The organism is Methylobacterium sp. EM32 (assembly GCF_040593685.1).
In the GTDB taxonomy this organism is placed as follows: Bacteria; Pseudomonadota; Alphaproteobacteria; order Rhizobiales; family Beijerinckiaceae; genus Methylobacterium.
Genome location: NZ_JBEXZS010000150.1, coordinates 24,262 through 36,069, shown reverse-complemented (window position 1 = coordinate 36,069; position 11,808 = coordinate 24,262). Strand labels below are relative to the sequence as shown.

11 protein-coding genes are annotated in these 11,808 nt (G+C 68.8%); 4 read left to right on the top strand and 7 right to left on the bottom strand.

Going from position 1 to position 11,808, the window contains the following annotated elements; genetic code table 11:
• Positions 1-277: 277 nt before the first annotated feature.
• Positions 278-700 (bottom strand): phosphoribosyl-AMP cyclohydrolase, encoded by a 423-nt coding sequence (hisI, locus tag ABZT49_RS20560; RefSeq protein WP_355288526.1) that lies wholly within the window; start codon positions 698-700, stop codon positions 278-280.
• The gene (folE, locus tag ABZT49_RS20555) at positions 697-1,356 is read right to left on the bottom strand and encodes a GTP cyclohydrolase I FolE (RefSeq protein ID WP_355288524.1); all 660 of its coding nucleotides are present in this window, start codon (positions 1,354-1,356) and stop codon (positions 697-699) included. Before folE ends, hisI begins: the two co-directional genes overlap by 4 nt.
• A gap of 253 nt (positions 1,357-1,609) precedes the next feature.
• On the opposite strand from folE, the gene ABZT49_RS20550 reads away from it, so the two are divergent.
• From ABZT49_RS20550 to thrS, 3 genes are all read left to right on the top strand, one after another.
• On the top strand, positions 1,610-2,056 hold the full coding sequence (locus ABZT49_RS20550; RefSeq protein ID WP_355288523.1) for an iron-sulfur cluster assembly scaffold protein: 447 nt from the start codon (positions 1,610-1,612) through the stop codon (positions 2,054-2,056).
• The gene (gene yidD, locus ABZT49_RS20545) at positions 2,053-2,370 is read left to right on the top strand and encodes a membrane protein insertion efficiency factor YidD (RefSeq protein WP_355288521.1); all 318 of its coding nucleotides are present in this window, start codon (positions 2,053-2,055) and stop codon (positions 2,368-2,370) included. The genes ABZT49_RS20550 and yidD overlap by 4 nt, the downstream gene beginning before the upstream one ends.
• Before the next feature lie 182 nt (positions 2,371-2,552).
• Positions 2,553-4,565: a threonine--tRNA ligase gene (thrS, locus tag ABZT49_RS20540; protein WP_355288519.1), complete on the top strand. Its 2,013-nt coding sequence runs from the start codon at positions 2,553-2,555 to the stop codon at positions 4,563-4,565.
• 162 nt (positions 4,566-4,727) lie between these two features.
• Here thrS and ABZT49_RS20535 read toward each other — a convergent pair whose 3' ends face one another.
• The 5 genes from ABZT49_RS20535 to ABZT49_RS20515 form a co-directional block, all read right to left on the bottom strand.
• The gene (locus ABZT49_RS20535; RefSeq protein ID WP_355288517.1) at positions 4,728-6,221 is read right to left on the bottom strand and encodes a pilus assembly protein TadG-related protein; all 1,494 of its coding nucleotides are present in this window, start codon (positions 6,219-6,221) and stop codon (positions 4,728-4,730) included.
• Positions 6,212-6,940 (bottom strand): TadE/TadG family type IV pilus assembly protein, encoded by a 729-nt coding sequence (locus ABZT49_RS20530; protein WP_355288515.1) that lies wholly within the window; start codon positions 6,938-6,940, stop codon positions 6,212-6,214. Before ABZT49_RS20530 ends, ABZT49_RS20535 begins: the two co-directional genes overlap by 10 nt.
• On the bottom strand, positions 6,937-7,491 hold the full coding sequence (locus tag ABZT49_RS20525; RefSeq protein WP_355288514.1) for a TadE/TadG family type IV pilus assembly protein: 555 nt from the start codon (positions 7,489-7,491) through the stop codon (positions 6,937-6,939). Before ABZT49_RS20525 ends, ABZT49_RS20530 begins: the two co-directional genes overlap by 4 nt.
• A gap of 220 nt (positions 7,492-7,711) precedes the next feature.
• Complete coding sequence (locus ABZT49_RS20520) at positions 7,712-8,635, bottom strand: hypothetical protein (protein ID WP_355288512.1); 924 nt, start codon at positions 8,633-8,635, stop codon at positions 7,712-7,714.
• Positions 8,607-11,048: a YfhO family protein gene (locus ABZT49_RS20515; RefSeq protein WP_355288510.1), complete on the bottom strand. Its 2,442-nt coding sequence runs from the start codon at positions 11,046-11,048 to the stop codon at positions 8,607-8,609. The genes ABZT49_RS20520 and ABZT49_RS20515 overlap by 29 nt, the downstream gene beginning before the upstream one ends.
• 164 nt (positions 11,049-11,212) lie before the next feature.
• On the opposite strand from ABZT49_RS20515, the gene ABZT49_RS20510 reads away from it, so the two are divergent.
• Positions 11,213-11,776, top strand: a complete 564-nt coding sequence (locus tag ABZT49_RS20510; RefSeq protein ID WP_355288508.1) for a nitroreductase — start codon at positions 11,213-11,215, stop codon at positions 11,774-11,776.
• Positions 11,777-11,808: the final 32 nt, after the last annotated feature.

The window sequence follows — 11,808 nt, the reverse complement described above, 5'->3', positions numbered from 1 at the left end:
AGGCCAGGGGGCGATGCAGGGCTGTCCGTAGAAAGAAATAGCTCAGGTCCCCCCTCTCCCGAGTGGGAGAGGGGCCGGGGGTGAGGGTGGCTCGGGTTCAGAATATGACGCCGAGCGTTGAGCTGCGCAGCTCAACTCTCTCAGCTTCACACTGAAGCGTATCACCCTCACCCCTACCCCTCTCCCACTCGGGAGAGGGGATCCCGCGCTTGTTTCTGAAAGAAGATTGTTTCGACACTCCTGCCGTCGCCGAAAAGAGGAGGACCTCGCGACTCGGCTACGAGGCGCGCGCTACCAGCCTCACCGCCCCGCTTCCCGCATCGTACGAGACCCCGCGATAGAAGCAGTCCCGCCGCCCGGTATGGCAGCAGCCGCCGTCGCCCCCCACCCGCACCCGCAGGAGCAGGGCGTCCTGGTCGCAATCGACCCGCATCTCGACGAGGGTCTGGACCTGCCCGCTGGTGGCGCCCTTGTGCCAGAGCTCGGAGCGCGAGCGCGACCAGTACCAGACCTCGCCGGTGGCGAGCGTGCGGGCGAGCGACTCGGCGTTCATGTGGGCGAGCATCAGCACCGCGCCCGAATCGGCATCGACCGCGAGCGCGGTGATCAGGCCGTCCGGGCCGAAGCGCGGGGTGAAGGTCTCGCCTTCCTCCAGCGCGTGCTTGCTGCCGGGGGCGTCGAAGGTGGGGAGCGGGGTCATCGCCGGTCGCGGACCAGGGTGAGGAAGCGGACTTGCTCGGTCGGGTCCTGCTTGAACACGCCGGTGAACTGGGTGGTGATGGTCGAGACGCCGGATTTCTGCACGCCGCGCATCGCCATGCACAGGTGCTCGGCCTCCACCATGACGGCGACGCCGCGGGGATGCAGCACCGAATCGATCGTCTCGGCGATCTGGGCCGTCATCGTCTCCTGGGTCTGGAGGCGGCGAGCGAAGGCGTCGACCACGCGGGCGAGCTTCGACAGGCCGACGACGCCGCGCCGCGGGTAATAGGCGATGTGGGCACGCCCGATGAACGGCACCATGTGGTGCTCGCAATGAGAGTGGAAGGCGATGTCGCGGACCAGCACGATGTCGTTGTAGCCCTCGACCTCCTCGAACACCCGGTCGAGGATGGCGTCCGCGTCCTGGCGGTAGCCGCCGAAGATCTGCTCGTAGGCCTTGACCACGCGCTGTGGCGTCTCGAGCAGGCCCTCGCGCTCCGGATCGTCGCCGGCCCAGCGCAGGAGGGTGCGCACGGCGGCCTCGGCCTCCTGGCGGGTTGGGCGTTCGGTGACGCGCTCCGGCCGGGGGGCGTCGCTGCGCTTGTCGGCCGCCTCCGGGGCCCGGACCGACAAGGACTTCAGCACCGCATCCATCACGCCTCCAAGATCAGGGCCGCCCTACGAGGCGAGCCATGCCGGGACCAGAGATGCGCCCCGATCCGGCCGCGCCTCGCGCCGCCGGGCAACCGTGCCTATATCGGGAATCCGCCCGGCGCACGCAATGCGCCGGGCGCGCAGCAGGTCACCGCGTTCTCAAGCTCATCCTTCCGTCAAGCCAAAGTCAGACCCGTCCGGTCAAGCCCGATTCGTCCGTCCCGCGGCCCCTCTCGTCCAAAGTACGAATGCCATGCTCGACGACATCTACAACGCCCGCATCCTCGCCCTCGCGGCGGACATCCCCCGCCTCGGCCGTCTGCCGAGCCCCGAAGCGAGCGCGTCCAAGCACTCGAAGCTGTGCGGCTCGACCGTGACGGTCGACCTCGTCACCGAGGGCGACACGGTCACCGACTTCGCCCACGACGTGAAGGCCTGCGCGCTCGGCCAGGCCGCCTCCTCGCTGATGGCCCGCCACGTGGTCGGCGCCAGCGCCGAGGAGCTGCGCGGTTTGCGCGAGACGGTGCGGCGGATGCTGAAGGAGAACGGCCCGGCGCCGGAGGGAAAATTCGCCGATTTCGCGGTGCTGGAGCCGGTGCGGGACTTCAAGGCGCGCCACGCCTCGACCCTGCTCACCTTCGACGCGGTGGTCGATGCCCTCGATCAGGTCGCGGCCAAGAGAGAAGCGGTGCTGGCGTGAGACCGGCCCGCCGCGCGGCGCATCTCGCCATCCGCGGCTACCAGCTGAGCCTGTCGGGCCTCGTCGGGCGCCAGTGCCGGCACTGGCCGTCCTGCTCGGCCTATACCGATGAGGCGATCCAGCGCCACGGCCTCTGGGCCGGCGGCTGGATGGGCTTCGCCCGGATCTGCCGCTGCGGCCCGTTCGGCACCCACGGCATCGACCTCGTCCCCGAGGCGCTTCCCGCCGGTAGCGCCTGGCACCGCCCCTGGGCCTATGGCCGCTGGCGCGGGGTCAACGCGCCGCCGCCGCTCTGCGAGAGCGTCGAGGGCTGAGCGCGAAGCCGCGGGACTGTGTCTGACAAGTCCCGGCATCGCTGGTATAGGGCGCCGGTCCGGTGCGCGGCCATGAGCCCCGCGGTCATGAACCCCGCGGCCTTGGGCCCGCCGGACGCCGTCCACCACCCGGCTTACCTGCACCGTGCGCAGGAGTGAGCCCCGAGGAGCCTTTGAGACCCATGCCGATCCTGACATTTCCCGATGGCGCCACCCGGTCCTACGACGGGGCCGTGACCGGCCGTGCCGTGGTCGAGGGCATCGCCAAGTCGCTCGCCAAGCGCACCGTGGCGATGGCGCTCGACGGGACCGTCCGCGATCTCGACGACACGATCGCCGAGGACGTCCGCATCGAGTTCCTCGACCGCACCGACCCGCGGGCCCTGGAGCTGATCCGGCACGATTGCGCCCACGTGCTGGCAGAAGCCGTGCAGTCGCTGTGGCCGGAGACACAGGTCACGATCGGTCCGGTGATCGAGAACGGCTTCTACTACGACTTCCACCGCGAGACCCCGTTCTCGCCGGACGATTTCCCGGCGATCGAGGCGCGGATGCGCGAGATCATCGCCCGCGACGCCCCTTTCACCAAGGAGGTCTGGGCCCGCGACGACGTGCGCAGGCTGTTCGAGGAGAAGGGTGAGGCGTTCAAGGTCGAACTCGTCGACGCGATTCCGCCGGGCGAGGATCTGCGGCTCTACCGCCAGGGCGCGTGGTTCGACCTCTGCCGCGGCCCGCACATGACCTCGACGGGCAAGGTCGGCACCGCCTTCAAGCTGATGAAGGTCGCGGGCGCGTACTGGCGCGGCGATTCGACGAAGCCGATGCTGAGCCGGATCTACGGCACGGCCTGGGGAACCCAAGCCGATCTCGACGCCTATCTCAACCGCCTCGCCGAGGCCGAGCGCCGCGACCACCGCCGCTTAGGCCGCGAGATGGACCTCTTCCACTTCCAGGAGGAGGGGCCGGGCGTGGTGTTCTGGCACCCGAAGGGCTGGACGCTGTTCCAATCCCTCATCGCCTACATGCGCCGGCGCCTGAAGGGCGACTACGCCGAGGTGAACGCGCCTCAGATCCTCGACAAGGCCCTGTGGGAGACCTCCGGTCACTGGGACTGGTATCGGGAAAATATGTTCGTCACGAAGACCGAGGACGAGCGTGTCTTCGCGATCAAGCCGATGAACTGTCCCGGCCACGTGCAGATCTTCAAGCACGGGCTGAAATCCTACCGCGACCTGCCGCTGCGGCTCGCCGAGTTCGGCTCGGTCTCGCGCTACGAGCCGTCGGGGGCGCTGCACGGGCTGATGCGGGTACGGGCCTTCACCCAGGACGACGCCCACGTCTTCTGCACCGAGGACCAGCTCGCCGCCGAGTGCCTGAAGATCAACGACCTGATCCTCTCGACTTACGCCGATTTCGGCTTCGACGAGATCGTGGTGAAGCTCTCGACGCGGCCGGAGAAGCGGGTTGGGTCGGACACGCTGTGGGACCACGCCGAGGAGGTGATGACCCGGGTGCTCGCCCAGATCGAGGAGCAGTCCGGCGGCCGGATCAAGACCGCGATCAACCCGGGGGAGGGCGCCTTCTACGGGCCCAAGTTCGAGTACGTGCTGCGCGACGCCATCGGCCGCGACTGGCAATGCGGCACGACGCAGGTCGACTTCAACCTGCCGGAGCGGTTCGGCGCCTTCTTCGTCGATGCCGACGGGCAGAAGAAGACCCCGGTGATGGTCCACCGGGCGATCTGCGGCTCGATGGAGCGCTTCACCGGCATCCTGATCGAGCATTTCGCCGGCCACTTCCCGCTCTGGCTGGCACCGCTCCAGGTCGTGGTGGCAACGATCACCGGCGAGGCCGACCCTTACGCCCGCGAGGTCCTGAAGGCGGCTGATGCCGTGGGCCTGCGAGCCGAGGCCGATCTTCGCAACGAGAAGATCAACTACAAGGTCCGCGAGCATTCCCACGCCAAGGTGCCGGTGATGCTGGTCGTCGGCCGCAAGGAGGGCGAGGAGCGCACCGTCTCGATCCGCCGCCTCGGCAGCCCCCAGAGCCGCACCCTGCCGCTCGACCAGGCCCTGGCCGAACTGGTGGCCGAGGCGACCTTCCCGGATCTGCGCCGGGCGCAGGCCGTGGCCGACAGCGTGCCGAGCGAGGGGGTGACGCTCGACGGGCAGCACGGGGAAACGCCGGTTCCGTAGGAACCCGGTACCGTCGAACGGCCGTCGCGAGACCGCCGTTCGGCCGTCGTGCCCGCACCCTCCTTCCCTGGACCTGGGTCCTAACCCAGGTTCCATGTCGTCGCAGCCAGATCGGATACGCCCGACCGGAAGCCGGGGGAGGTCGCGCTCTGGCTTGCGCCCTTACTGGATGAGACGAGCGACCTTCAGCGCGTCGTCGAACATCGCCGACAGAGCGGCAGTGATGGCCTCAGGCGAGTTGGCGGTGCGGAAGTAGTTCGGTCCGGAGGCGCAGGCCTGGAGCGGCGTCGCCAGGGTCGGGCTGAAACCGTTGACCCGGTTGTTCTCCCAGGCGATGTAGCCGCTGTTGTTGGTGAAACTAATCTGATTGTAGGGAATGTAGAGAATCGAAATCGTCGCGCCGGCGGCTTTCAAGGCGTCGCAATATCTCGAATCGATCTGGGATGGCTTCGATCCATCCCAGTCCGCATAGTTATATCCGTTGATTTGCGGCTTGTACTTGGAGGCATATCCTGAGTAGGCGAGCTTCCCCGTTCTCGAACGGTCGTAGAAATTCTGGCCGTTTTGCATGCCGTCGGTGATGAGGAAGACGAAGGGCTTGCGGGACGTGGCTGTCGAGCCGTCACCGGCTCCTTTTTGCCCAACGAGCGTCGTCATCTGTGGAAAGGCGTTTTCGAAATGCGTTCCGCCGGAGCCAGTGCCGGTGGTTGGATCGTTGTTGGTATAGAGCTGAGTCGTACCAGTATCGAGAAGATTGGTGAAGGCGAGGCGTGGGGATGTTGTGCATTGTGCCGTTGTTCTAAGATCGTTGATCTGCATTGTTAAATCTATGAGAGTGGCCATCTGATTTATGAATGGGTAAATACCTATCCTGTACTGCCCTGGAACTGTAGGTGCGGCAGCTCGATCGATGAGCTTGCAGACTGCATCATTAACTGCATCTGAGCGCAATTGTATTTTGTTGGAAACGGCTACATTCCAGCCTATGAAATCAGGTCTGTTGTTGTCGTCGCTATCCTTCGTTCTCTGAAAATGGCAAGCGAATTGACATCCTTGCTGGTAATCATAAAACATGTCGGTGTTCTTGCTGGCGAGCAGGGCCATGCCATCCGCTGTCGTCGGCAGGCCCATCGAGCCCGACACGTCGACCATCAGGTAGAAGTCCAGGTAGCTCGGCAGGTCGGCGGATGCCTTGGACGTGTTGGTGACCGTGGTGGTCGGGACCCTGAACAGCTTCGCGAAGCTGTTCTGGACAATCGCCGTGTAGGTCACGGCGGCGGTGATCGTCTGGCCTGAGATGTCGACTGTCGGCGTCGCCAGCGTCACGGTCGACAGCGGCACGCTGCCGGTATTGACCTTGAAGGTGTTGACGGCCTGCGCCACCCCCGCGGCTCTCGCCTTGTCGAGGACGCCGCTCTGCGACGCGTTGGCGGCGACGTAGGCCTTGGCCGTCACCACGGCGGCGAGCGCCGACGCATCCGCCGCCCGGTCGAGCCGCGCGCGGTTGGTGATCGCCATGCCGTAATCGACCCCAAGCCCGACGAGGCCGACGATCGGGATCAGGCTAAGCCCGAAGATGATGCCGATGCCGCCGTCGCGGTCCCGCATCAGCGATGCCAGCGCCGCGGTGAGCCGGGATGCGCGAGTCAGGGACATTTCGTGGCGATTCCGTCGTTGCCGGTGGTGTCGAAGTCGATCAGCGGGACGTAGCGCGGCTGGACGTAGGCCGAGCGCTTGATGTCGAACGAGGGCAGGTACCGCGCCCCGAAGGTCGGCGTGAAGGTGAACACCGCGTCGATCACCACCACCGAGGCGGGGCCGTAGAGGGAGCGCGGCAGGGTCGTCGGGGTCGCGGCCGCATTGTCGTCGGCCGGGATCAGCGCCGCGCCGCAGCGCCGGTAGAGCGGTCCGCTCGCCGGCTGCGTCGTGCCGGTGCTGGTCCACACCACGCCGGCGCTGTAGCAGGCGCTCTGGTCGGTCGGGTCCGCGCAGGTCGCTGTGGTCGGCTTGAACTGGATGCTGGCGTAGTTGATCGTGATGACCTGCCACCACTGCTTGCCCTGGCGCTTGGCCTCGCTCATCAGGAATGGGAACAAGACCAGCGATGCGTCGTAGCTGAAATGCAGGTCCCACTGGTTGACGAGGCCGTTGACCGTGCTGTTGTCGGTGGGGGGCGTCTTCTGCGAGATCATCTGGCTGATCGACCGCACCACCAGGTCGACCTTGCGCGACGCGTTGACGTAGGCGACGAGCTGGATGCCCCCGAGCAGCAGCGTGAGGAGCATGGGCAGGACCAGCGCGAGCTCGATGGCGGCGAGCCCGTCATCGGCCGGGCGGAAGCGCCGGATCCGGGCGAGGAGCGCAGGCCGCATCATGGCGACTGGTACTGCTCGACGCGGAAGGCGGCGGTCGAGATCAGCAGGTAGGCCGCCTTGCCCTTGTAGGTCGTGGTGGCGTCGAGCCAGCCGGTCACGAAGGGCGGCAGGAGGGTCACCGGGTAGATGACCTGCAGGTACTGGTAGTCGCCCCGGGTGCCGAGGGAGAACTGGCCGCTGCCCGGCGTCAGGGGCGGCAGCGTCAGGCCGGTCATGTCGGACTTCGCGTAGGCGTAATAGCCCGGCTTGACCGCCGGCACGACGTACAGGTTGACGATGACGTCGCTGCAGGACATCGCCGTAGGCAGGTGGCCGCAGAGCGCCTGCGTGAAGCTCGCCAGGCTGGCGGGCGCAGTCTGCTGCTGGGTCGTGCCGATGAGGACCTGCCGCGACGCCTGCTCGGTCGCGTAGTCGAGCTTCTGGCCGAAATACAGGATCTGGGCCACGGTCATCGTGCCCACGAGGATGGCGATGAACAGCAGGCCGACAAGGCCGAACTCGACGGCCGTCGATCCCTTCTCGTCGCTGATGAAGTCAGGCACGCATCGCATGCGGCCAACGTTGCGTCAGCGGGTTAAGATCCGGATAAGCCGCCCCGCGAGACTTGCGGGCTTCGCCGTTACGCTGGGGGAAGCGGGGCCGCTTGCCGGCCGCGCGCTTAACCGGGAGTTAGCCCGCTCGCCGAAAGCCGCCGCCGTCCGGGGATCGCGCCCGGTCATCAGGCGCGGGACGCTGACGCTGAAGGGGCCTGACGCTCAGGGGGGCCGACATTCACGGGTCCTTGGCGATCGCCTCGATGTCGCGGTCGACGCCGCTCTCGACCTTGAAGTCCTGGGTGTAGACCTTGCCGTCGTGGCGGGCGATCAGCTGGTACTCGCCCTCCGCCAGGGTCACCTGCGGGAAGGCGCCGATCGCCTCGCGGATCGTGTCGCCGCCCGGCGTCAGCACGCTGAAGGCGGTGCCGGCGAAGGCCTCGGTGCCGGGGCTGGCGACGAGTTTCAGGGTCACGGTGGCGGCGCGGTGGTTGAGGGTCGCGTCGGTGAGGCGCCCGTTCTCGACCTTCAGGTCGGCGCGCTGGATCGCGTTCGAATCGCCCCATGTCGAGACGACGTGGTAGGTGCCCTCGGGCAGGCGCACCACCTCGCCGGCCTTGACGCCGTCGCGCACGAGCCGCCCCTCCGGGTTGTTGCCGATCGGCACGAAGACCGCGAAGGCGAGCTGGCTCCCGGCGATCTTCGCCTCGCCGACCGCGCCGGAGAGGCGAAGCGCCCCGGCATTGACGGTGAGCTGGTCGCTCGAAGCCCCCGAATTCAGGGTCACGCGCTTCGAGGTGCTGACGAAGCCGTAGGTCACGTTGGTGAGGTAGCTGCCCGGCGGCAGCCGGAAGGTCGGCTGCGCCTCCTCGGAGCGGGCCAGCACCACGGGCTTGCCGCCCTCCGGCCGGTCCTCGTAGATCCGCCAGGTCAGGCCGCCGCGCAGGGGCTTGGCCTCGCTGGTCAGCACTGCCCGCAGGGACAGGCTGGCCTCGGCGGGGGCCGGCGCCGGGGGCGGCCCCTGCGTCACGCCCTGCGGCGCGACGCCCTGCGCGCTGCCCGGAAGCGGAGCCTGAGCCAGAGCAGGACTCGCCGCGAGGGAAGGACTCGCCGCGAGCGCGAGCGCCAGGGTTTTACCGAACCGCCGTCTCGCCCGCGTCATCGTCCCTCGCCAGCAATTCGCTCGCCGCCGCCACCAGGTTGTCGACCGAGAGCGGCCGGAACCGGAACTCGACCACGTGCTTGCCGGCCGGCACCTCGACCCCGCGGAAGAGCAGGTTGGTGCGCAGGATCGGGCGGCGCTCACCGTCCACCCGCGCCTGCCAGCCCGGGTAGAAGATGTCGTGCAGCACCAGCACGCTGTCGCGGTCGGTCTCGACCTCCACGGTGACGACATTGCGGCGATAGGCGAGAATGGTCGCCGTGCCCGTCGCGGCGGTCACCGGCGCGGCCGGGTCGTGCAAGCCGAACCCGCCCTTGATCTTCGGCACGCTGTCCTGGTCGACCAGGGCCGTCTCGTTGCCCTCGAACTCGGGCAATTCGTCCTGGTTGAGCACGCTCTCGGAATCGACCGGGACGAGGCGGGTCGCCAGGTAGGCCCGGGGCTTGGCCGGGTCGAGGCGGTAGATCCACATCTCGCCCGAGCCGTAGAGGAGCTTCGCGCCGGTCAGCTGCGGGAAGTGCCGCGGCAGCCGCTCGGCCGGCCGGTCGAGGACGAGGTATTCGAGGCCGAGCAGGCTCGCGAGCCGCGAGCGGTAGCCGCGGAACAGGCCGGGGAACTGGCGCAGGTTCGGGTCGGCGGCGTTCTCGCCGGGGCCGACGGCGCGCTCGTAATCGGCGAGCCGCAGGGGGTTGTAGCCGATCGTGTCCTCGAGCCCGAGCACCATCGAGGCGTTCTGCCAGGCGCCGCCGAGGCCCAGGATCTCGACCCGCGGATGCTCGCCCTTGGCGTGGCGGGCGTCGAGCTCGGCTTTGAGCAGCGTCAGGCCCTGGAGCTGCTCCGGCGGCAGCTTCTGGAACACCGCGTAGCGGCCCGCCGGCTCGGCATTGAGGGAGTTGCCGGCATTGCGCCAGACGAGCTCCGCCCCGAGCAAAGCCACCAGGCACGACGCGACGAGGGCCCGCCGGCCGGGGGCGGCCCGCAGCATCGCCACCACCGCGGCGAGCGCGATGCCGGCGCCGATCAGGCCGTCGCGCAGCGCGTCCGGCAGGTGGTGGGCCTTGGCCGCGTAGGTGTAGGACACGAAGAGGATGCCACTGACGGCCGCGAGCGCGAGAGCCGGCAGGGCGAGGCGGACGGCGCGGCCGAAGCCGATGGCGCCCGACCGGAACCGGGGCGCCCCCTCCGTGACGTAGCGGTGGACGAGGTAGCCGGCGGTGAGCGAGAGCCCGATATTGATGACGAAGGTGGCGTCCGCGGGCCGGCGGTAGAGGTCGACGCCGGGGAAGTGGTCGAAGATCGGCGCGAAGAGCGGGGTGTAGCGCCCGAGCGCGTAGAGCGTGGCGGCACCGAGCACGATGACCGGATAGCGGATCTCCCGGGCGGCCAGCCGTCCGCCGGCGAAGCCGTGCCACAGGATCAGCAGGGCCGGCAGGGTCCCGGCGAAGAGGTAGTTCACCGCCCGGTCGGTCCAGGTGTTGCCATCCATCGATTGCCAGTCCGGACCCCAGTAATCGTAGGTCCAGCGCAGCGAGCCGAACACGTCGGCGAAGAGTGCGGTGGCGAAGCTCGAGGGCGGCAGCGAGCCCATGATGGCCGCGCCGTAGCCGAAGGACGGCCGGGTCGAGGTCATCAGGAACTGCATGGTGAGGAGCGAAGGCACGGCGAGCAGGGCGCCGCCGACCGCCGCCATGACGGCGAGCACGCCGATCCGCGCCCGCAGGTAGGCGAAGGGCGCCGGCGCCGTGAGCACCGCGTGGGCCGCGACGCCGATCAGGCTCAGGCCGCACAGGAACGCCACCTGGTCGCGCCCCACCGTCATCACGGCGGCCACCACCGCGAAGGCGAGACCGAAGGCGTAGGAGCGGCGCGCGAGCGCCTCCTCCAGGAGCCACCAGGCCAGCGGCACGAAGCCGTAGGAGAGGATCATGCCGGTATGCTGCAGCCGGGCCGAGGCCGAGCCGCCGAGCACGAACACCATCGCGGCCGCGACCGCGCCGGCGGCGTGCCAGCCGCGGCGGCGAAACAGCAGCAGCGTCGCGACCGCGCCGGGAATCAGGTGGGCGAACACCACCGCGTCGAACAGCTCCATCGACGGCGAGGGGTCGAGCCACGCGAAGAGCAGCATCGTCGGGGTGAAGAGGAGCGATTGCGGATCGGCGACCGAGGGGTGCCCGGCGAAGTGGTAGGGGTTCCACAGCGGCAATTCGCCGTTCGCCAGCGCCGCCCCGAGGTAGCGCAGCATCGGGTAGAAGTGGTTCTTGGAATCCCACGGCACCACCGCGCCGTGAAGCGGCCACACCGCGGCGGCGGCGGCCCAGAACAGCATCACGGCGGCGAGCGCCAGCCAGAAATCCCGGGAACTCCAGGGATGGGCGAAGCCGTTGTGGGAAGGGGATGCGGGGGAGCGCGTCATGGTGCGGTCGGCGTCCTCGGCCCGGTTCGCCCGGCGCCCGGCTTCACGTCGCGCCCGGACGTGGCCGTCCGGGGCGGAATGGTGCTTAAAGGGAGCATCGGGGCGCCAGGATGGCAGCCTGTCGTCTCCGTCCGTCCGCTATAGCTCAAGCCACTGAAGCCGAGATGAACGCAATCCTCGACCTTCTCCGTACCCGCCGCTCGGTCGCGCCGGCGCAGCTCGCCGGCCCCGGCCCGTCCCTCGAGGAGCTGGACGCCATCCTCGCCGTCGCGTCCCGCGTGCCGGACCACGGCAAGCTCGCGCCCTGGCGCTTCATCGTGATCGAGGGTGAGGCCCAAGCCCGCATCGGCCGCGTGGTGGCCGACGTCTACCGGGCCGACCACCCGGAGGCCGACGACAAGCGGCTCGCCCTCGAGGCCGGGCGGCTGGCCCAGGCGCCGCTCGTGATCGCCGTGGTGTCGCGGGCCGGCCCGCACGTGAAGATCCCCGACTGGGAGCAGGTGCTCTCGGCCGGCGCCGTCTGCATGAACCTGATCGTGGCGGCCAACGGTCTCGGCTTTCGCACCGCCTGGCTCACCGAGTGGATGGCCTATGACCGCCGGGTGCTCGACGCGCTGGGCCTCGACCCGGCCGAGCGGCTGGCGGGCTTCGTCCATGTCGGCCGGGCCGAGCAGGTGCCGCCCGACCGGCCGCGGCCGGCGCTGGCCGAAATCGTGACGCGGTACTGACCGGCGGCGGGCTGGCGCCGCGGCCGGCGGAT

Bases quoted from the DNA above. Each gene is read 5' to 3' on its own strand.
- hisI (WP_355288526.1), bottom strand. From the start codon at position 700: ATGACCCCGCTCCCCACCTTCGACGCCCCCGGCAGCAAGCACGCGCTG.
- folE (WP_355288524.1), bottom strand. From the start codon at position 1,356: ATGGATGCGGTGCTGAAGTCCTTGTCGGTCCGGGCCCCGGAGGCGGCC.
- ABZT49_RS20550 (WP_355288523.1), top strand. From the start codon at position 1,610: ATGCTCGACGACATCTACAACGCCCGCATCCTCGCCCTCGCGGCGGAC.
- thrS (WP_355288519.1), top strand. From the start codon at position 2,553: ATGCCGATCCTGACATTTCCCGATGGCGCCACCCGGTCCTACGACGGG.
- ABZT49_RS20535 (WP_355288517.1), bottom strand. From the start codon at position 6,221: ATGTCCCTGACTCGCGCATCCCGGCTCACCGCGGCGCTGGCATCGCTG.
- ABZT49_RS20530 (WP_355288515.1), bottom strand. From the start codon at position 6,940: ATGATGCGGCCTGCGCTCCTCGCCCGGATCCGGCGCTTCCGCCCGGCC.
- ABZT49_RS20525 (WP_355288514.1), bottom strand. From the start codon at position 7,491: ATGCGATGCGTGCCTGACTTCATCAGCGACGAGAAGGGATCGACGGCC.
- ABZT49_RS20520 (WP_355288512.1), bottom strand. From the start codon at position 8,635: ATGACGCGGGCGAGACGGCGGTTCGGTAAAACCCTGGCGCTCGCGCTC.
- ABZT49_RS20515 (WP_355288510.1), bottom strand. From the start codon at position 11,048: ATGACGCGCTCCCCCGCATCCCCTTCCCACAACGGCTTCGCCCATCCC.
- ABZT49_RS20510 (WP_355288508.1), top strand. From the start codon at position 11,213: ATGAACGCAATCCTCGACCTTCTCCGTACCCGCCGCTCGGTCGCGCCG.